The following is an 18859-nucleotide window of genomic DNA, read 5'->3' as shown; positions in this document are numbered from 1 at the left end:
ATCTGGGGATTCTGGTGTACGTCTGCTGAGTGCGGTGCCCGCTCATCGGCCCCCGTTCCCTTCCTCCGGCGTCGCCGGTTCCTCCAGTTCGATCCTGATCAGTCCTGCGGCCCGCTCCGCGTGGGTCGCCGCCTGCGCGGTGCCGGAGCCGGTGGCGACCACGCAGCCCAGGCGGTCCTGGAACGAGTGCGTGATCCGCACCTGCCGGCCGACGACCGTGGTGGGCACGGCCACCACCACACCCGGCGCCGCGCCCGCCTCCCGGACCCCGGTCACGGCCTTGACCCGTCCCTCGCCGGCCGCGATCACGAACCGCACGGCGGCGTGGCCGGCCCCGCCGTCCGGGACCGCCGCCCCGGACGGCGTGTCCAGGCCCGCGGCCCGGGCGATCACGGCGTCCACCAGGTCCGTGCCGGTCGCGGCCCGTACGGCGACGGGGATCATGCCACCGGCGAGCCTGGGGTTGACCTCGATGACGACGGGACCGTCGGCGGACCGGCGGATCTCGGTGTGGGCGGCGCCCCAGCCGAGCCCGAGGGCCTTGAGGGCCGCCAGCGCCGTGTCGCCGAGTTCGGCGGTCGCCCCGGGGCCCAGGGGGGCCGGGATGTCGTGGCCCGTCTCCACGAAGTGCGGTGCGGGGGCGGTGTGCTTGGCGACGACGGTGACGACGTCGCCGTCGAAGGTCTCGACGGAGAACTCCGGCCCGTCGACGGCCGCCTCCACCAGGACGCGGGCCGGCACCGTGTTGCCCCGTTCGTCCGTCGCCCGCTCGAACAGCACGCGGGCCCATTCCTCCGTCTCGGCCCGGTCACGGCACAGCCGTACGCCGCTGGATCCCGAACCGCTCACCGGCTTGAGCACCACCGGATGCCCGATGGCGTCGGCCGCCCGCACCGCCGCGGTCAGGTCGGAGACCGCCGTCCAGGCGGGCACCGGGACCCCGTGGGCGGCGAGAGCCGCCCGCTGGAGGTCCTTGGACCGGCAGCGGGCGATCGCGTCGCCGTCGGCCGCCGGCAGTCCGAGGCGGGCCGCCGCGCGGGCGGCGTCCGCCACGAAGTACTCGGAGCTGGAGGTGATCCCGGCCAGTCCCGTGCCCTCGGCCAGGCCCCGGCAGGCCGACACCACGGCGTCCAGGTCCGTGGTGTCCAGCTCCAGGGTGTCGACGGCGTCCTCGGTGACATACGGGTACCGGGCCGGGTCCCGTGTCAGCAGCACGGGCCGCAGGCCCCGAGCACGTGCGCGCGCGCAGAACTCCCGCCCCGTACCGGTGGTGTTGCTCTCCACGAAGGCGAACCATCGGACCGCTGTACCGTTCATCGCTCTGCTCCCTCGTCCGTTGCGCCGGTCACGGCCGCGACCGCCGCGTCGAGGGCGCGTTCCGCCCGCGACAGCCGCGCACGGTACCGGGCGAGGGCCGCGGTGTGCTCCGCGCAGCGCTCCCGGAGTTCGTGGACGACGCTCTCGCACGCACCCGGACCGCCGCCCCGGTCGTGTTCGGCGACAAGCTCGGGAAGCGCCGGGACGTCCGCGCTCACGTCGGCCCGCAGGCCCTCCGGCAGCGTGATCTTCGTCAGTTCCGACTCACCGGCGTCGACCGCCTCCCGCACCGCGGCTCCCACCACGTGGTGTGCGGTGCGGAAGGGAACGCCCTGGCGCACGAGGCGGTTGGCGATCACCGTGGCGGTCACGAAGCCCTCCCGGGCCCGCTGCTCCATCCGCCGGCCGTCCGGCCGGGCGCCGCTCACGAGCACCTGCGCCAGGAGCACGCTGTCGCGCACGGTGGCCAGCGCGGACCAGGCCCCGCCGACCGCCTCGGTGCCCACCTCGATGGAGTTGGTGAACGGCGTGGACTTCATGGCGGCGGCCGAGGCGGTCCACGCGCCGACGGCGGCCGCCGCCTTGGCCTTCACGTGCTCGAGCAGGAAGGCGTTGCGCTTCTGAGGCATGGCGGAACTGCCGCCCACCAGTCGCTCGGGGAACTCCACGAAGCCGAACTCCTGGGTGCTCCACAGCTGGAGATCGGTGGCGAGGCGGCTCAGGGTGAGCCCCGCACCGGCAGCCGCCGCGAGGGCGCGCAGCAGCGTGTCCCGGGAGGCCACCGCGTCCATGGCGTGCAGGGGCGGCCCGTCGAATCCGAGCAGTTCGGCCGTGCGGGCCGGGTCGATGGGCAGGTCCGTACCGGACACGGCACCGGCACCGAGCGGGCAGTTGCTCCGCTCCGCCACCACGTGCCGCAGCGCGGCGATGTCCCGGTCCAGCGCGGTGGCGATCCCCGCGAGGTAGTAGCCGTAGGTGACGGGCATCGCCGGCTGGAAGTGCGTGTAGACCGGCATGACGACGTCGCGGTGGGCGCGGGCGCGGGACAGCAGCACGGCCTGCAGGCGCAGCAGTTCGCCGAGCAGGTCCGCCAGGTCGTCGCGCAGCCGCATCGCGGTGATGGTGGCCTTGATGTCGTTGCGGGAACGGCCCGTGTGCAGCTTGCCCCCGATGTCCGGGCCGAGCCGCTCGATGAGGTGGCTTTCGTACATCAGGTACAGGCCGCGCGGTGCCGGGCGGTCGTACAGCTCCCGGAAGCCGTCGGTGCGGAGTGCGGTCACGGCTCTCAGCAGGGCGGCGGCCGCGTCCCGGGGCAGCAGCCCGCACTCGGTGAGCATCACCACGTGCGCGAGGTCGATGACCGAGGTGTGGCCGAGTTCCCGGCGGATGTCGTCCGGGCCCGGTTCGCCGTAGACGACGCGGGCGGTGCGGGCTCCGAGCGTGCGGGTGAGCCGGCCCGTGCCGCTCATGAAAGCACCGGGTCGGGCAGGGACCCGCCGGAGCGCGGCACGGTGCCGTGCACGTCCTCGTACGTACGACGGCCCCAGAGCATCCGGGTCCAGCCGTCGCCGGCGTCGGCCGGCGAGCCGACCAGGGCAGGCTCCGCGGGAGGGTGGGGCAGCAGGTGGCCGTTCTCGGCGAGCCAGGCGTCGTTGTACACCGTCGCCTGATAGCGGTAGCCCTCGTCGGGGAGCATCACGACGCACAGTCCGTCCGGGTTGCGGTCGGCCCACCACTTGGCGGCCAGGTAGGCGGCACCGCTGGTCGGCCCCTGGAACAGCGCGTGGGTGGCGTGCAGTCGCCTGGTGAAGGCGTACGCCTCCGGCGCCGAGCACCAGTGCACCTCGTCGAAGGTGGAGTGGTCGAGGTTGGCGGGCCACAGGCTGTTGCCGAGGCCGCGCAGGGAGCGGGGGCCGTCGGGCTGGCCGAAGAGCACGCTGCGGTGGCTGTCCACGCCGATGGCCTGTGTGTGCGGGGTCAGTTCGCGCAGCCCGCCGGCGGTGCCGCACATCGATCCGCCCGAACCGACCGGCCCGACCAGGCAGTCGACGGTGCCGAGCGAACGCGCGATCTGCTCGGCGACCACCCCGTAGGAGCGCGGGTTGTCGGGATTGCTGTACTGCTCGGGGCAGAAGGTGGAGGGGAGTTCCGCGCGGATCTCGGCGAGTCTGCGCAGCCGCGCCTCCTGGTAGCCGCCGACCGGTGCGGGCTCCTGGCAGATCTCGATGGTGGCACCGAGATCGCTCAGTCTTCGGTAGAGGTTGGCGTCGATCGCCGGGTCGCTGACGAGGACCAGCTCCCGCTCCATGAGGGCGGACTGCATCGCCAGCGCGAGGCCGAACGTCCCCGACGTGGTCTCCACGATCACCGTGCCGGTGTCCAGGTCGCCCCGGGAGTGCGCGCGCTTGAGGATGTAGCGCGCGGGAAGCAGCTTCATGAGGGAGAAGACCGCGCCGTACAGGTTGGGGCCGAGCCGGACGAGACGCGGCATCATCGTCGCCTCGGTGATCGAGTGGTACGTCGGCGTGGTCGCCGTCATGAAGGGCTCCTGGGGGGTCGAGGCCGTCGATGATCGTGGGGAGTGAAGTCGCCGCGGACGCCGCGCCGTCCGCGGAACCACCCCCGTACCCGCACGCTCCACGGCGTGGCGGTCCGGGGTGCTCCCGGCGGGGTGGCGGGGCGCGTACGGACGTCGGTCAGCCTGCTGATGGTCCACAGATTCACGGGCGCGGCTCGGATTCGAGGTGGGGGAGGCGCGGGGCCTCAGGAAGGGACCGGAACGCCGGCGCGCTCTTCGGCGAGGGCCAGATAGACCTCGTCCAGCGTCGGTTCGGACAGCGAGATGCCGGTGATCTCCACTCCCGCCGCGTCGAAGGCCCGGACTGCGGCGGCCAGTCCGATGGATCCCTCCACGGGGGCGGTGACCGTGCCCGCGGGTTCCCCCGGACAGGGGTCAAGGCCCGCCACGCGCAGGGCACTCAACGCGGCCGGCACGCCGCCGGGGTCGGCGAGGGTGGCCCGGACGGTGCTGCCGCCCAGACGCTCCTTGAGCTGGGCGACCGAGCCGTCCGCGACGCTCCGGCCGCGAGCGAGCACCATGACGCGGTCCGCCAGCTGTTCGGCCTCCTCCAGGTACTGGGTGGTCAGCAGCACGGTGGTGCCGGTGCCCACCACCTCGCGGACCAGGTCCCACAGGGCGTTGCGGCTGACGGGGTCGAGCCCGGTGGTCGGTTCGTCCAGGAAGAGCACCTGGGGGTGGCCGACGAAGCTGCTGGCCAGGTCGAGGCGCCGGCGCATGCCTCCCGAGTACGTGCCCGCGGCCCGGTCGGCCGCCTCGGTCAGCGCGAACATGTCCAGCAACTGCTCGGCCCGTGCGGCGGCCTCCCTCTTGCCGGCTCCGAGGAGCCGGGCCACCAGCAGCAGGTTGGCGCGTCCGGTGAGGCTCTCGTCCACCGCCGCGAACTGGCCGGTCAGTCCGATGCGGCGGCGTACGTCCCGGGACTCTCGCACCACGTCGAATCCGGAGACCCGAGCTGTGCCTTTCGTGGGCGGCAGCAGAGTGGCGAGAATACTCACCAGCGTGCTTTTCCCCGCTCCGTTATGACCGAGCAGGCAGAGCACACGCCCTTTTTCCATCTGAAAGCTGATGTCGTCGAGTGCCAGGGTGGCACCGAACGTCCTGCCCAGCTCCATTGCTTCGATCATCACGTCACTCATCGATGCCGTTCCTCGCAGATAGCGGCCGAGACGCCTTTTGGGGAGGCAGGAAGATCCTGCAATCCCGACCGTACGCACCACAAGGAGATCTACAACAAGCTGCCAGCGACCTGAGGTTTTCCGCATTGTCAAAGCTCAGCCTGACAAGTTCTTACCCCGCCAACTGGCCGGTAGCCGAGGGCAGGAGATCGCCCGAGGGTGAAAGGAGGCCGAGCTCCACGGCGCGTGCACCCGCCTGAAATCTTGAGGTCGCCCCCAGTTCACGGGTAATTTCCGCGACGTTGCGCCGGTACGTGCGCACCGAAACGCCCAGTTCACGGGCGGCGGCCTCGTCGGTCCGCCCCGAGCTGAGCGCCTGGAGGATGCGCCGGCCGAGCGCGCTGCGTGAGCGGTCGCTCAGGCGCCGGTGGTCCGCGAGGGCGGCACTGCCGGACCAGGAGACGGCGAACAGGGTGCGCAGATTGCGCAGGACGGCCGGGGCCCGGACGACCACCGCCTCACGGACGGCGACTCCGTTGCGGATCCACACGGCGCCGACAACGCTGTCAGCGAGGACGACCTCCTGTAACGGAGCCTTGGCCAGGCGGGTTTCGACCCCGGGCGCGTACTTGTCGAGGTGCTCGAGGAAGCGGCGGTCGCGCAGCAGGCCGACCCGGCCGAGCAGCTTGACCCCGACGCCGCGTGCGGTCGCCCGGCCCAGCTGGTCGATCAGCTGGTAGGTCTCGTCCTGGCCCTCTCCGGTGAGGACGACGGCCAGGTGGTGACGGGCGGTGGCGATCATCTGCTCGGTGGCGACCCCGACCGAATTCTCGTTCGGTTCGAGCGAGGCGACCAGCCGCTCGACGTTGCGATGGCGGTCGACGGCGATTTCGACGAGTTTCCGTGCTTGTAGCAGCACGCCCTCTATTTCGTCACTCGACGGCCGTGATTCCGTGAATTCTGCAGTGAATTCGGAATCGTTGGCTATCTCGAAATTGACTGAGTTACTTGGCACAGCTCCCCCTGAAGCTTGACCAATAGGAGTTCCCGCCTGCCCTGTGCCGGGCGCCTTCGTGGGGCGCGAGGATCCGGGCGCGGGGTCATACCCGTGCAAACAGCCAGAGAGATAACCTAGCGAGACGCCGTACTGTGCCCATGAAGGGGCGTACGGCCTGCAGATACAACACGGCAGACATCCCGCATTTCGAGCTCCATTCCCCCGCTAGGCAGACACAGGCGGCAAACTGGACATCCATCCGAAGGATGGTCAACAGTTGCCTGTGTCGCTCCCGTTAGTTCGACGGTACCCAGGACAGCTTCGTAACGTCAAATACCCCTGTCTGAAACGATTACGGAAAACCGCATTGCGCGACGAGGGCATCCTTTGCACGCCGATGTCACTTCGCGTGAACGCCTCCGGCCCGCCGGGTACGGCAGGGGCCGGAGGCGCCTGGGGTCGGAGAGGCCCGGTCAGTCCAGGGCCCCGTCGTAGTCGGGCAGCTTGAAGGTCCGCTCCGCGTGTCCCCCTACCAGGTCCGACGTGTTGTTCCCGATGTTGGCGACGATCGTGTACCCGTCGGCCTCGATCTGCGCCCGCTTGGATGTCTTGAACTCGGCCGTGTCGCGGAAGAGGTCACCGATGTTCCGCTGGTACAGACCGGTGATCGGATACCCGACCGCCTCCAGGTTCGCCTCCGTGACCCACGAGATCAGGTCGGGTCGAGCGGTGACGAAGAATATGGCCGCGCCCTTGCTGTGCGCGTACTGGGCGAGTTCGAGAGTCGGCTTGACGGCCGGCGTCGGCGGAAGCACCTGGAAGTGCGTCTCCAGCGAGGTGTTGTCGATGTCGAGGACGATCGCCGGCTTCTCGCCCGCGCTGTCGGCCAGCCGCTGCTCGACGTAGGGGCGGGCCTCGTCGATCACCTTGCGCACATCGCTCTGCCAGGTGTCGTAGTCCACCTCCGCCGCCGCGGCCCGGGCCTGTACGGCCGTCGTCGACCGGCTCTCGTCCGCCGGGGCGGCCACCGCCTGGGTCGCCCCCGTGGCTCCCAGAACGAGCGCGGCCGCGACGGTCGCCGCCGCGCGTCCTCGGAACGCAATCCTGGCCATTCGTCCTCCCTGGTGTTCGCTGCGCGATGGCCGTCCGGCCCCCGCCAAGCTGAACCTAAAGGCCGATTCGACCGGTTTGACGTGGGCGTGACCGCAACCGGAAGAGGAGTTCCGCACGACCGCTTCCCTGCTCACCGGCACCTGCGACATCGCGCCAAGCAGGCCGAATCGGTGGCAGGTTGCTGCCAGTCCACCACCCTCGCGAAGTCGCCCGGGCCGCCGTCGGTGCGGCGGCGGCCCGGGCTCGATGGGGGCTGTTTCGTCAGGTGCGGGTCCAGCGTTGGTTGCTGCCGTTCGAGCAGGTGTAGAGCTGGATCAGGGTGCCGTTGGCCGTGCCGGTCCCGACGGCGTCGAGGCAGAGGCCGGACTGGACGCCGACGATGGACCCGTCGGAGTTGAGGCGCCATTTCTGGTTGTCGCCGCCCCAGCAGCTGTAGATCTGGACCTTGGAGCCGTTGCCGGTGCCGGCGGCGTCCAGACACTTGTCGCCGTAGACCCTCAGCTCACCGGCGTCGGTCTGGGTCCATTGCTGGTTGGTGCGGCCGTTGCAGTCGTACAGCTGGACCTGCGTGCCGTCGGTCGTGCTCGCGTTGGGCACGTCCAGGCAGCGGCCCGAGCCGACGCCCTTCACCGCGGTGCCGTCGCCGGGCTCCTCCGGGTCCGGGCCGCCGCCGTCGCCGCCGTTGAGGGCGTTCAGCACGGCGGTGTACGCCGCCTTCTTGCTGCCGTCGTTGTTGAACAGCAGCGGGGTGTCGCCCGAACGCCACGAGTCGCTGTCCCGCACTCCCCAGACGGTGATGCCGAGGCAGCGCGAGACCGCCAGGCAGTCGTTGGTCACGGCCGCGTACGTCGTCGGGGACGCACCCTGGATGTCGAGTTCGGTGATGGCCACGTCGACCCCGAGGGCGGCGAAGTTCTGCAGGGTGGTGCGGAAGTTGCTGTTGTACGGGCTGCCGCTGTTGAAGTGCGACTGGAAGCCGACGCAGTCGATCGGCACGCCGCGCGACTTGAAGTCCTTCACCATGTTGTACATGGCCTGGGTCTTGGCCCAGGTCCAGTTCTCGACGTTGTAATCGTTGTAGCAGAGCTTGGCGGACGGGTCGGCGGCGCGCGCGGTGCGGAAGGCGACCTCGATCCAGTCGTTGCCGGTGCGTTGCAGGTTGGAGTCCCGCCGGGCTCCCGAACTGCCGTCGGCGAAGGCCTCGTTCACCACGTCCCACTGCGCGATCTTGCCCTTGTAGTGGGCCATCACGCCGTTGATGTGGTCGATCATCGCCTGGCGCAGTGCGCTGCCGCTGAGGCTCTGCATCCAGCCCGGCTGCTGGGAGTGCCAGGCCAGGGTGTGGCCGCGCACCTGCTTGCCGTTCTGCACCGCCCAGTTGTAGACCCGGTCGGCGGCGGAAAAGCTGAACTGGCCCCGCTGCGGCTCGGTGGCGTCGATCTTCATCTCGTTCTCGGCCGTCACCATGTTGAACTCACGGGCCGCGATCGACGTGTACGCCGAGTCGCCGAGTTTGCCCGAGGCGATGGCGGTGCCGAAGTAGCGGCCGCTCTGCGCCGCCGCGGCGCCGAGCGTGCTCTCGGCGGCGTGGGCGGGTGGTGGCGCCACCAGCGCGGCGGTCGTCGCGAGGGCGCCGATGACCAGCGCCGGCAGCAGGCTGCGTACCTTCCGGCGGACATCGGGTCTGGGGAGGGCGTATGAGCCCATGGCTGTGCCTCCAAGGTGTTCGGCATATCGATCTGCGGCCGGTTTCCCAGACAGGGATGATTGAGGGTTGACGATGCTCGGTCAATAGCTGTTTCAAGAAAAGTTTCTGTCTCATTCCGAAAGTTTCGCCGGGCTTCATAGGGTTGGCATCGCTGGACGTGGTGATGGCGCGAGGTGGGGCGCACCTGGGCTTCCAATGGGTTCGAGATGCAGGTTCGGCCAAAAGTTTCGAATTGCCGGGCGATCCATGCGAGAGGTATTGACGGCGTTCGTCGGGTCCCTAGGATGCGGACCGCTCGACACTCCGACCGATGTTCGACATGACGAACACACGGTGTCACTCCATTGCAAGGGAGTTCCCATGCACAGAGGAAGATTCCGTCGCGGGCACACGTCCGCGGCGCTCGCCGCCGTGGTCGCGGCTCTCGCCGCGCTGGCGGCGATGCTCGTCGCCACCCCGGCCCAGGCGGCCACCAGTGGCGCCCTGCGCGGTGCCGGTTCGAACCGGTGTCTCGACGTGCTGGGCGGCAGCCAGACCGACGGCGCGCTGCTGCAGATGTATGACTGCTGGGGCGGGACCAACCAGCAGTGGACGTCGACCGACAGCCACCAGCTCACCGTGTACGGCAACAAGTGCCTGGACGTTCCGGGGCACGCCACCACGCCCGGTACACGGGTGCAGATCTGGTCCTGCTCCGGCGGCGCGAACCAGCAGTGGCGGGTGAACTCCGACGGCACGGTCGTCGGAGCGGAGTCCGGACTGTGCCTGGAGGCCGCGGGCGCCGGTACGGCCAACGGCACGGCGGTGCAGGTCGGAACGTGCAACGGCGGCAGCAACCAGAAGTGGTCCGGACTGACCGGGACGCCGCCGACGGACGGATCGTGCGCCCTTCCGTCCACGTACCGGTGGACGTCGTCGGGCGTGCTGGCGCAGCCGGCGAACGGGTGGGCCGCGGTGAAGGACTTCACCACCGTCACGCACAACGGCAAGCACCTGGTCTACGCCTCGAACGTGTCGGGGTCGTCCTACGGCTCGATGATGTTCAGCCCCTTCACGAACTGGTCGGACATGGCGTCGGCCGGCCAGACCGGGATGAGCCAGGCCGCGGTGGCGCCCACGCTGTTCTACTTCGCGCCCAAGAACATCTGGGTGCTGGCCTACCAGTGGGGTGCGTGGCCCTTCATCTACCGCACGTCCAGCGACCCCACCAACCCCAACGGCTGGTCCGCTCCGCAGCCGCTGTTCACCGGGAGCATCTCCGGCTCCGACACCGGGCCGATCGACCAGACCCTGATCGCCGACGGCCAGAACATGTACCTGTTCTTCGCCGGTGACAACGGCAAGATCTATCGGGCGAGCATGCCGATCGGGAACTTCCCGGGCAGCTTCGGCTCGTCGTACACGACCGTCATGAGCGACACGAAGGCCAACCTGTTCGAGGGCGTCCAGGTGTACAAGGTGCAGGGCCAGAACCAGTACCTCATGATCGTCGAGGCGATGGGCGCGAACGGGCGCTACTTCCGCTCCTTCACGGCCTCCAGCCTGAGCGGCTCGTGGACCCCGCAGGCCGCGAGCGAGGGCAACCCCTTCGCGGGCAAGGCCAACAGCGGTGCCACCTGGACCAACGACATCAGCCACGGTGACCTGGTCCGCGACAACCCCGACCAGACCATGACCGTCGACCCCTGCAACCTGCAGTTCCTGTACCAGGGCAAGTCGCCGAACGCGGGCGGCCCCTACGACCAGCTGCCGTGGCGGCCGGGCGTTCTCACCCTGCGGCGCTGACCCCCGCGGGACGCGAATTCCTGGAGTGTCGTCTCCTCGCGGTCGCCTCCGTCGGGCCCGGTGAGTCGTTCGGCTCGATCCCGTGGGAACCTTCGGCCGGGTGCCGGACACGGATGGGACATGGAACTGAACGACGCTGGTCCCGACGGACCGGTCGGCGGGACGTCCGACCGGGAGCTGTGGGCGAGGGCCGTCGACGGCGATCGCGAGGCGTTCGGCCGGATCTTCGACCGGCACGGGAAGGCTGTCTACAACCACCTGTTCCGGCGGACGGCCGACTGGTCCGAGGCCGAGGACCTCACGTCGACGGTCTTCCTGCACGCCTGGCGACGGCGAGCGGAGACGGTGCTCGACCGCGACTCGGCTCTGCCGTGGCTGCTGGGCATCGCCAACGGCCAGTTGTCGAACACCAGGCGGCGGCTGCGGCGGGCCGAGGCGTTGCTGCACCGGCTCGTCTCGCACGACGAGTCGGTGGGCGACCACGCGGACCGTGTCGCCGGCCTGGTCGACGACGAGCGCCGGATGTCGGAGATCCACCGGGCGCTGGCCCGGCTGCCGCGGCACGAACGCGAGGTCGTCGAGCTCTGCGTCTGGTCGGGCCTGGACCAGCAGGCGGCCGCCGCGGTGCTGAAGGTGGCGGTCGGGACCGTGAAGTCCCGGCTGCACCGGGCGCGGCGGAGGCTCGGGGCCGACCTCGGCGGAGCCGCGGCTCCGCCGCCGTTCAGTTCCAGGAATCCCGTCAACGCGAAGGAGGTCGCACGATGAAGGACACGCAGGGCGTTCCCGCGGCTCCTTCCGATCGTGATCTGCCGAACCATCGGCGGACCCGAGAGGAACTACTGATGAAGATCGGTCCGCAGGACAACGGTGCTTCGCTGCGCAGCAGGTGGGGAGTGCCGCTCGGCGTCGCCACCGGTGTGACGGCGGTGAGCCTCGCGGCCGTGGTCGTCCTCGGCGGGACGGGGGACGCCGGGCCGAGTGCCGCCGACCCCGCGCACCGCGGGGGAGGACCGGCCGCCGCCACGGCGGCACCGAGTCCGAGCGCACCGTCCTCGCCCGGCGGGACGTCGGCCGAGGCCGGCTTCACCATCACCGACGCGACGACGACCCCGATCGACGCCGGGACCGTCACCCGGATCCTCTCCTCCTGCCTGGGGCCGGACGCGTCGCGGTACCACCCCGTCGTCGCGGTCCGTACGCCGCTCGCCTCGTCGGACTCGGACGGCGTGGTCGTCGCCGTCGACTCCGCCGACCAGTACGTGCAGTGCCAGTCGAAAGGCGACAAGGGCACCAGCCCGGACTCCCCGCCCACCTTCATCAACGACCGCCTGTGGGGCACCGGTCGTGTCATCGAGTACTTCGACTCCATGATGGAGCCCGCCGGTCAGGGGACGTACCTGATGCTGGGCGCCGGGCACTACTCGTCCGAGGTCGCAAAGATCACCATCAGCTACGGCGACGACCCGAAGCAGTACCCGGCACGCATGGCGGGCGGCGCGTTCGTCTACGGGGCCGCGCTCTCCCCGGACACGCCTCCCGGCCCGCGCTACATGGGCCCGAGCCCTTATGTCCACGCCTACGACGCGTCGGGCAAGGAGATCTACAACCAGGCCGAGGACCCGAAGTTCAGCGACGAGCAGTAGGCCGAGCGCCCCACCCCCTACCGCGGTATCACCGCACGTTGGCTCCCGAGTATGACGCCCGGCGCATGACCGTCCCCTCACTCTGCCTTTCGCCGCCAGGCACCACCGAAACCGCGTCGGTGCCTTCCCACGGGCGGCCCATGAAGTGAGGGACGTTCATGACCACAACCCTGGCTCCACCGGTCCCCATCGGGAAGGCCGCTGTCGGTGCCCTCGGCTTACTGGCACTGTCCACCGGTGCCCTGGAATCGGTGGTGTCACCGACGATCCCGCTCCTGGAACGCGAGCTGGACATGAGCCAGTCCGAGGGGGCGCTGCTCAGCATCGTCCTGCTCATCACCGGCGCGCTCATCACCCCGCTGGCGGGCAAGTTCGGGGACCGCTACGGCGGGAAGAAGGTCCTGATCCGCCTGATGGCGGTGGTCTCGGTCGGCGGCACGGTGTCCGCCCTGGCGCCGAACCTGCCCGTGCTGCTGCTCGGCCAGGTGTTGCAGGGCGCGATGATCGGCGCGCTGCCCCTGTCGTTCATCGTGGTGCGCAAGCACCTGCCACCCGGCGAGTCCAAGGTGGCCATCGGCGTGGTCAGCGGACTGTTCGTCGGCGGGTCGATGGTCGGCATGCTGTCGGCCGGCCCGGTGGCGGAACAGCTCTCCCGGCACTGGATGTTCGCGCTCCCGACGATCGCGGTCGTCGGAGCCACCCTGCTCGTGAACAGGCTGATGCCCGCCGATCCGCCCGGCCGGACGGACGGCGCCGGGATCGACTGGCCGGGCCTGCTGCTCCTGAGCGGGATGCTGACCACCCTCATGCTCGTCCTCGCGCTGGCGCCCGAAGCCGCCTCGCAACCACTCGCCCTCGCCGCCCTCGTCGTGCTGCTGGCCGTCCTCGTCGGCAGATGGGTGCGGGTCGAACGGCGCGCGGCCGCACCGATGATCGACCTGCGCATGCTGGCCCGGCCCGCGATCTGGAAGGCGTGCGTGCTGACCTTCGTGATCTGCCTCGGCGCCACGATGGCGGTCTACCTCGTACCGCAGCTTCTCGACGAGCGCGGCGACGGCTACGGATTCGGCGCCAGCGCCACCGAGATCGGCTTCTACCTGCTGCCCGGCGCCCTCGCCGCCACGCTGGCCGGGCCGCTCGGCGGGATCGGGGACCGACGGTTCGGCTCGCGTGCCGTGGTCACCACCGGCGTCGTCCTGATGACCGTCGGACTGCTCGCCGTGGCCGCCGTACACACCGAGGTCTGGCACCTCGTCGTCGGCAAGGTGCTGATCGCGCTGGCCAACGGCCTGTGCGTCACGGCGATGATGACCAGCACCGCCACCGCCGTCGACCAGAAGGACACCGGCATCGCCACCAGCCTGATCCTGGTGAGCCGCGTGCTCGGCTCCGCCGTCGGCGGGCAGCTCGGCGGCGCGTTCCTCACCGCCGGTACCCCGTCCGGGTCGGAGGTCGCGGCCGAATCGGCCTACGTCACCGGCTTCGTCATCGCCGGCGTCGTCGTGTCGCTGGCCCTGTTCGTCACCCGCACCATGAGCAAGGGAGTCCACGCATGACCCGCACCGCACCGAGGCGCACCGCCCTGATCTCCGGGGCCAGCATCGCCGGTCCCGCCCTGGCCTACTGGCTCGACCGGCACGGCTACGAGGTCACCGTGGTGGAGAAGGCCGGCACCCTCCGCAGCGGCGGCTACCCCATCGACGTACGCGGCGCCGCGCTCGACGTGGTGGAGAAGATGGGGCTCCTGCCGCGACTGCGCGAGGCGCACATCGACCTGCGCCGGCTCACCTTCCTGCACGCGGACGGCAGCGAGGTGGCCTCGCTCCACCCGCACGCCGTCACCGGCGGTGCCACGGGACGGGACCTGGAGATACGGCGCGGCGACCTGACCGACGCGCTGTACACGGCCGTCCGGGACAACGTGGAGTTCCTGTTCAACGACTCCATCGACACCCTCGACCACTCCGAGCACGGCGTCGACGTCACCTTCCGCGGCGGCGGCAGCCGTCGGTTCGACCTGGTCTTCGGCGCGGACGGCATGCACTCGCACACCCGAGGGCTCCTGTTCGGCCCCGAGGAGCGGTTCCACCGCTATCTCGGCCACTGCTTCGCCGTGTTCACCATGCGCAACACCCTCGGCCTCTCCCACGAGACCGTCATGTGGAACACCCCCGGAAGGGCGGCCGCCCTCTACGCCGTGGGGGAGGAGGACGAGGTGCACGCCTTCCTCACCTTCGCCCGGCCCGCCCCGCCCTTCGACGCGTTCAGGAATCCGCAGGCCCAACGGGACCTGATCGCCGAGGTCTTCGCCGACGCCGGGTGGGAGGTCCCGGGCATCCTGGCCGCCCTCCACGACGCGGACGACGTGTTCTTCGACGCGGTCGGCCAGATCCGCATGCCCCGCTGGTCCCGGGACAGGGTCGCCCTGCTCGGCGACGCCGCGCACGCGCCCTCGTTCCTCACCGGCCAGGGCACCAGCCTCGCCCTCATCGGGGCGTACAACCTCGCCGGTGCGCTGGCCGACCGGGACCACGCCGAGGGCTTCGCCGCCTACGAGCACGGCACGCGGGACTTCGTGACCCAGACCCAGGACCGGATCGGCGAGGGCGGCGGCACCCTCTTCCCGGCCACGGCCGCGGCCCTGGAGCAGCGCAACGAACGGCTGCGGAGCCTCAGCGGCCGATGAACCCCGCCCACGCCTCGCGCGACACGCGGATCACGGGGCCGGGCACGGCCTTGGAGTCCCGGACGAGCACGGCTTGCGTGCCCGCGGCTATCTCGACGCAGTCGCCGCCTTCGGCTCCGCTGTAGCTGCTCTTGACCCAGGCGACCTCGACGCACTGGCCGCCTTCGGCTCCGCTGTAGCTGCTCTTGATCCATGCGAGATCTGACGGGATGGCTGAGGACTCAGAGCTGTTCATAGCGATCTCAGCAACCTTTCCACGAAGTCGAATGACTCTCGGGACGGGAGAGCCTGCGATCGGATGATCCCATAACGAGCGGCGGCGAGGGTCGTCTGCTCCGGTTGGGTCTGGAGGGCGCTGGTGCCCTGGGCTTCGGTGTAGACGAACCTCATCCCGTCCTTGCGTGAGATAACAGTGAACGCACCGTCCACACCGGCATTCTGCTCGCGGTCCGTTGGCATGACCTGCAGCTCGACGTTCTGCTTCTCACCGATGAGGAGCAGGTGCTCCAACTGGCCGCGATGCACGGCCCTGCCTCCCCAGGGGTGTCGCAGGGCCGCCTCTTCGAGCACGAAGCCGAGCAGTGGGGCAGGCCAGCGTCCGAAGATGTCCTGCCGTGCCAAACGGGCCACCACGCGCTGCTCGACGGTCTCCTGGTCCAGCACCGGCCGACGCATGTCGAGCACTGCCCTTGTGTACTCCTCTGTCTGAAGCAGACCGTTGAGCACGTGAGTGTCGTACGCGAGCAGCTCAACGGCCTCCTTCTCCAGCGACGCCATCCCCTGGAAGAACACCGGATACTGCGCCCGCTCCACCTGCTCCTTCCACACCGTCAGCAACCCGCCCGCGTCCAGGACCTCGTCCGCCCGCTCGATGGTCCGGGGCGACGGGATGCGCCGTCCCTGCTCGTACGACGCGACCGTGGCCGCCGAGTAGCCGATCCGCCGGCCGAACTCCTCGCGTTCCAGGCCCGCCCGCACCCGCAGCGTCTTCATCGTCTGGCCGAACGCGACAACCACCGGCTGCCCCGACGTGTCCGCACCCTCGCTCATCCTCAGCGCCTCCCTGCCCCAACGCCGCGCACGCGGACCTGTCACGCCGCACGCCTCGTACCCCTACCGCCACCGCGCGTACAGCGGGCCGCGTCGGTGCGTCACCACTGGTCACGCTACGCGACCGGCGCCACCGTTGTCGGTATGACGAACCAACCCGTCCTCGCCGACGGCACCTTGAGGCGCACCTTCGAGATGCGCTTCACCTCCACCCCGCGCGGTGCCCGCCTCGCCCGCCGGCTGGCCGCGCACCGGCTCGACGCCTGGGGCATCCCGTACGGCACCCGCCCGCACGACGAGATCGTGCTGGTGCTCGGCGAGTTGACCGCGAACGCCGTACGGCACGGTCACGTCCCCGGCCGGGACTTCCACCTGCTCCTGCACGCGACCGCGCCCTGCGGCACCGTGCGGATCGAGGTCACCGACAGCCGTGGCGAGCGCATGCCGCCGCAGCCGGAGGAAACGCGTGCTCCCGACGACGAGGACACCGGCGGCCGGGGGCTCCTTCTGGTCGCCGCGCTCGCCGAGCGCTGGGGGTGGCACCCGCGGCCCGGAGGGCCGGGCAAGACGGTGTGGGCGGAGTGCGCGACCCCCTAGGTCCGGTCGGTGCGCGTCCGGAGGAAGAGCGCGGCGACCGCGACTCCGAGCAGGACCAGGGCCGCGTTGACCGCGATGGCCGTCGTGACCCCGTGGTGGACGGCGCCGGCGGTGGTGGCGCCCGCGGTGCCGGCGGTGACCACGGCGGACATGATGGGCGTCCCCATGGTGATGCCGACCTGCTGGGACATCGAGGCCAGGCCGGTGGCCAGGCCCTGTTCCGCGTCCGGCAGCCCGCTGGTGGCCGTGACCATGAAGCCGACGATGACGAGCATGTTGCCGACCCCGCCGAAGAAGGTGGCGGGCAGCAGCAGGGCGAGGGACGCGCCGGTGGTCGTGCCGAGCAAGAGCAGCGCCGCGGTGAAGGCCGCCTGGACGAGACCACCCCCGACGAGCACGGTCACGGTGGACGTCCTGGCGAGCAGACGGGGGGCGAGCAGGCCGCCGACGACGGTGCCCGCGCCGAGGACGCCGAAGGAGACGCCGGCCGCCAGGGGGGAGAAGCCCAGGGTCTTCTGGAGGTACAGGGTGAGCAGATAGACCAGCGAGGTCTCGGTGAGGAAGGCGAGCAGGCCCAGCAGGTTGCCCCAGGCCACGGTGCGGCGTCCGAGCGTGGCGAGCGGTACCAGCGGTGCGGCCACTGTGCGCTCGACCAGGACGAACGCGGCCAGGAGGAGCACGCCTGCGGCCAGCCCGCCCAAGGCGTGCGGGTGGGTCCAGCCGTGCTCTCCGGCCTGGGTCATGCCGTAGACGAGACCGAGCAGACCGAGGGTGACGGTGAGCGCGCCGGGCATGTCGAGGCGGGGGCGGGTGGCGGGCCGGGACTCCTTGATGACGGCCGGGCCGACGAGCACGACGGCGAGCGCGACGGGCACGTTGACGAAGAACGCCCAGCGCCAGGAGAGCAGGTCGGCCAGGACGCCGCCGAGGATCGCGCCGGTCGTGAAACCGGCCGACATCAGCGCCCCGTTGACGCCGAGCGCCTTCTGCCGCAGGGGGCCTTCGGGGAACGAGGTCGTCAGCAGGGACAGACCTGCCGGGGTGGCGGCGGCGGTGGCCAGGCCCTGGGCGACCCGGGCGGCGAGCAGGATTTCGGGGCTGGTGGCGAGGCCGCCGAGCAGGGAGGCCAGACCCAGCAGGGCGATGCTGCCGATGAAGATCTTCTTGCGGCCGATCAGGTCGCCGATGCGGCCGAAGAAGAGGGTGAAGCCCGCGGCCGACAGGGCGAACGAGGTGGCCACCCATTGCAGGTCGGCCAGGGAGAAGCCGAGTCCGTCGCCGATCGCGGGCAGCGCGACGTTCAGGATCGAGAAGTCGACGGCCAGCATGAACTGGGCGACCAGCAGGACCGCGAGGATCAGTTTCGAACGGCCGGTCAGCCGCTGCGGATCGGTCTCGGCCTTGGGCGGGCCGGAGGCCGGGACCGGACGTGCGGTCGACCGCGGCGCGTCCTCGGTGATGGACATGGCGTTCCCCTCGGAGTCACTCATGGATCTACTAACGGGTCTGTGGTTCCGTTACGGCTCGGAAGGTAGCACGGTGGAGTCGGTAAGGGAACTGTGGTTCCGATAAGATGGGTCTCCGCTGTCGTGACAGACAAGAGGGAGCCGTCATGCCGGACACAGCCGCCCCCGGGACCCAGCGGCCCGGAGGCCGCACCGCCCGTATCCGCGAGGCCGTCCTCCGCGTGGCGGGCGACACACTCGCCGCCGACGGCTTCGACGCGCTGGACCTCGGGGAGGTCGCGCGCCGCGCGGGTGTCGGCAAGACGACGGTCTACCGCCGCTGGGGGAGTCCCGGGGGCCTCGCCGCCGACCTCTTGGCCGACATGGCGGACCAGTCGCTGCCTCGTGCCGACACCGGCACCCTGGAGGAGGACCTCCGGGCGAACGCGCGCCTCGTCGTGAAGACGCTCACCGACCCGCGGCAAGGGCGCCTCTTCAAGGCGCTGATCGCGGCCTCCCTCTGCAACGAGCAGGCCGCCGAAGCCCTGCACCGCTTCTACGCCGTGCGCGTCGACGAATGGGCCGGCTGCGTGCGGGACGCCGTCGCGCGGGGCGAAGTCCCGGACGGCACCGATCCGCACGGCGTCGTGGCGGCCGTCTCCGCCCCGCTCTACTACGCGCTGCTCAACACCGGTCGGCCCCTCACCGAGGCCGACGCCGACCGGGCGGCACGCGCGGTGGGCGCCGCCGCGCGCGCGGGCGTGTGGGCGGCGGGGTGACCGACGAGCCCTCCGTGCGCGTGGAGACCAAGGTCAGGGCGTG

17 protein-coding genes are annotated in these 18859 nt (G+C 70.6%); 7 read left to right on the top strand and 10 right to left on the bottom strand.

Annotated features, from left to right (window positions below; translation table 11 throughout):
• Positions 1 to 42 precede the first annotated feature (42 nt).
• From ACZ56V_RS22595 to ACZ56V_RS22565, 7 genes are all read right to left on the bottom strand, one after another.
• Positions 43 to 1317 (bottom strand): ATP-grasp domain-containing protein, encoded by a 1275-nt coding sequence (locus ACZ56V_RS22595; protein WP_468944650.1) that lies wholly within the window; start codon positions 1315 to 1317, stop codon positions 43 to 45.
• Positions 1314 to 2786, bottom strand: coding sequence for an argininosuccinate lyase (gene argH, locus ACZ56V_RS22590; protein WP_467384597.1), 1473 nt, complete (start codon positions 2784 to 2786; stop codon positions 1314 to 1316). Before argH ends, ACZ56V_RS22595 begins: the two co-directional genes overlap by 4 nt.
• A complete protein-coding gene (locus tag ACZ56V_RS22585) occupies positions 2783 to 3856 on the bottom strand; it encodes a cysteine synthase family protein (protein ID WP_468944647.1) in 1074 nt (357 codons plus the stop codon). Before ACZ56V_RS22585 ends, argH begins: the two co-directional genes overlap by 4 nt.
• A 224-nt stretch (positions 3857 to 4080) precedes the next feature.
• Positions 4081 to 5034 carry an ATP-binding cassette domain-containing protein gene (locus ACZ56V_RS22580; RefSeq protein ID WP_467384593.1) on the bottom strand — a complete coding sequence of 318 codons (954 nt, stop codon included), beginning with the start codon at positions 5032 to 5034 and terminating at the stop codon, positions 4081 to 4083.
• 151 nt (positions 5035 to 5185) lie between these two features.
• The gene (locus ACZ56V_RS22575; RefSeq protein ID WP_398913837.1) at positions 5186 to 5932 is read right to left on the bottom strand and encodes a DNA-binding response regulator; all 747 of its coding nucleotides are present in this window, start codon (positions 5930 to 5932) and stop codon (positions 5186 to 5188) included.
• 551 nt (positions 5933 to 6483) lie between these two features.
• Positions 6484 to 7122 carry an HAD family acid phosphatase gene (locus ACZ56V_RS22570; protein ID WP_398913835.1) on the bottom strand — a complete coding sequence of 213 codons (639 nt, stop codon included), beginning with the start codon at positions 7120 to 7122 and terminating at the stop codon, positions 6484 to 6486.
• Positions 7123 to 7384: 262 nt separating this feature from the next.
• Positions 7385 to 8830: an endo-1,4-beta-xylanase gene (locus ACZ56V_RS22565; protein ID WP_467384591.1), complete on the bottom strand. Its 1446-nt coding sequence runs from the start codon at positions 8828 to 8830 to the stop codon at positions 7385 to 7387.
• 361 nt (positions 8831 to 9191) lie between these two features.
• On the opposite strand from ACZ56V_RS22565, the gene ACZ56V_RS22560 reads away from it, so the two are divergent.
• The 5 genes from ACZ56V_RS22560 to ACZ56V_RS22540 all read left to right on the top strand — a co-directional run bounded on the left by ACZ56V_RS22560 (position 9192) and on the right by ACZ56V_RS22540 (position 14945).
• Positions 9192 to 10616 carry a non-reducing end alpha-L-arabinofuranosidase family hydrolase gene (locus ACZ56V_RS22560; protein ID WP_467384590.1) on the top strand — a complete coding sequence of 475 codons (1425 nt, stop codon included), beginning with the start codon at positions 9192 to 9194 and terminating at the stop codon, positions 10614 to 10616.
• A gap of 120 nt (positions 10617 to 10736) precedes the next feature.
• The gene (locus ACZ56V_RS22555; protein WP_356364728.1) at positions 10737 to 11381 is read left to right on the top strand and encodes an RNA polymerase sigma factor; all 645 of its coding nucleotides are present in this window, start codon (positions 10737 to 10739) and stop codon (positions 11379 to 11381) included.
• Between the two features lie 77 nt (positions 11382 to 11458).
• Positions 11459 to 12259: a hypothetical protein gene (locus ACZ56V_RS22550; protein ID WP_468944641.1), complete on the top strand. Its 801-nt coding sequence runs from the start codon at positions 11459 to 11461 to the stop codon at positions 12257 to 12259.
• Between the two features lie 158 nt (positions 12260 to 12417).
• Positions 12418 to 13815, top strand: coding sequence for an MFS transporter (locus ACZ56V_RS22545; protein ID WP_468944639.1), 1398 nt, complete (start codon positions 12418 to 12420; stop codon positions 13813 to 13815).
• On the top strand, positions 13812 to 14945 hold the full coding sequence (locus ACZ56V_RS22540) for an FAD-dependent monooxygenase (RefSeq protein ID WP_398913824.1): 1134 nt from the start codon (positions 13812 to 13814) through the stop codon (positions 14943 to 14945). Before ACZ56V_RS22545 ends, ACZ56V_RS22540 begins: the two co-directional genes overlap by 4 nt.
• On the opposite strand, the gene ACZ56V_RS22535 is transcribed toward ACZ56V_RS22540, so the two are convergent.
• A complete protein-coding gene (locus ACZ56V_RS22535; protein ID WP_468944635.1) occupies positions 14932 to 15180 on the bottom strand; it encodes a DUF397 domain-containing protein in 249 nt (82 codons plus the stop codon). The two genes, ACZ56V_RS22540 and ACZ56V_RS22535, sit on opposite strands and share 14 nt — an antisense overlap.
• Entirely contained in the window at positions 15177 to 15995 is an 819-nt protein-coding gene (locus ACZ56V_RS22530) for a helix-turn-helix domain-containing protein (RefSeq protein WP_467384584.1), read from the bottom strand. The genes ACZ56V_RS22535 and ACZ56V_RS22530 overlap by 4 nt, the downstream gene beginning before the upstream one ends.
• 144 nt (positions 15996 to 16139) lie before the next feature.
• Between ACZ56V_RS22530 and ACZ56V_RS22525 the strand changes: the two genes are divergently transcribed.
• Positions 16140 to 16592, top strand: a complete 453-nt coding sequence (locus ACZ56V_RS22525; RefSeq protein WP_398913820.1) for an ATP-binding protein — start codon at positions 16140 to 16142, stop codon at positions 16590 to 16592.
• On the opposite strand, the gene ACZ56V_RS22520 is transcribed toward ACZ56V_RS22525, so the two are convergent.
• On the bottom strand, positions 16589 to 18058 hold the full coding sequence (locus tag ACZ56V_RS22520) for an MFS transporter (RefSeq protein WP_468944683.1): 1470 nt from the start codon (positions 18056 to 18058) through the stop codon (positions 16589 to 16591). The genes ACZ56V_RS22525 and ACZ56V_RS22520 overlap by 4 nt on opposite strands.
• A 146-nt stretch (positions 18059 to 18204) precedes the next feature.
• On the opposite strand from ACZ56V_RS22520, the gene ACZ56V_RS22515 reads away from it, so the two are divergent.
• Positions 18205 to 18816 carry a TetR/AcrR family transcriptional regulator gene (locus tag ACZ56V_RS22515; protein ID WP_398913818.1) on the top strand — a complete coding sequence of 204 codons (612 nt, stop codon included), beginning with the start codon at positions 18205 to 18207 and terminating at the stop codon, positions 18814 to 18816.
• Positions 18817 to 18859: the final 43 nt, after the last annotated feature.

The sequence above is a fragment of the Streptomyces sp. NPDC034099 genome, from assembly GCF_055575415.1.
Note: the sequence above shows the minus strand (reverse complement) of the source record. Positions and strands in the feature narration are given on the sequence as shown.

Coding starts and splice junctions, on each gene's coding strand:
- ACZ56V_RS22595 (WP_468944650.1), bottom strand. CDS start 1,317: ATGAACGGTACAGCGGTCCGATGGTTCGCCTTCGTGGAGAGCAACACC.
- argH (WP_467384597.1), bottom strand. CDS start 2,786: ATGAGCGGCACGGGCCGGCTCACCCGCACGCTCGGAGCCCGCACCGCC.
- ACZ56V_RS22585 (WP_468944647.1), bottom strand. CDS start 3,856: ATGACGGCGACCACGCCGACGTACCACTCGATCACCGAGGCGACGATG.
- ACZ56V_RS22580 (WP_467384593.1), bottom strand. CDS start 5,034: ATGAGTGACGTGATGATCGAAGCAATGGAGCTGGGCAGGACGTTCGGT.
- ACZ56V_RS22570 (WP_398913835.1), bottom strand. CDS start 7,122: ATGGCCAGGATTGCGTTCCGAGGACGCGCGGCGGCGACCGTCGCGGCC.
- ACZ56V_RS22565 (WP_467384591.1), bottom strand. CDS start 8,830: ATGGGCTCATACGCCCTCCCCAGACCCGATGTCCGCCGGAAGGTACGC.
- ACZ56V_RS22560 (WP_467384590.1), top strand. CDS start 9,192: ATGCACAGAGGAAGATTCCGTCGCGGGCACACGTCCGCGGCGCTCGCC.
- ACZ56V_RS22555 (WP_356364728.1), top strand. CDS start 10,737: ATGGAACTGAACGACGCTGGTCCCGACGGACCGGTCGGCGGGACGTCC.
- ACZ56V_RS22550 (WP_468944641.1), top strand. CDS start 11,459: ATGAAGATCGGTCCGCAGGACAACGGTGCTTCGCTGCGCAGCAGGTGG.
- ACZ56V_RS22545 (WP_468944639.1), top strand. CDS start 12,418: ATGACCACAACCCTGGCTCCACCGGTCCCCATCGGGAAGGCCGCTGTC.
- ACZ56V_RS22540 (WP_398913824.1), top strand. CDS start 13,812: ATGACCCGCACCGCACCGAGGCGCACCGCCCTGATCTCCGGGGCCAGC.
- ACZ56V_RS22535 (WP_468944635.1), bottom strand. CDS start 15,180: ATGAACAGCTCTGAGTCCTCAGCCATCCCGTCAGATCTCGCATGGATC.
- ACZ56V_RS22530 (WP_467384584.1), bottom strand. CDS start 15,995: ATGAGCGAGGGTGCGGACACGTCGGGGCAGCCGGTGGTTGTCGCGTTC.
- ACZ56V_RS22525 (WP_398913820.1), top strand. CDS start 16,140: ATGACGAACCAACCCGTCCTCGCCGACGGCACCTTGAGGCGCACCTTC.
- ACZ56V_RS22520 (WP_468944683.1), bottom strand. CDS start 18,058: ATGTCCATCACCGAGGACGCGCCGCGGTCGACCGCACGTCCGGTCCCG.
- ACZ56V_RS22515 (WP_398913818.1), top strand. CDS start 18,205: ATGCCGGACACAGCCGCCCCCGGGACCCAGCGGCCCGGAGGCCGCACC.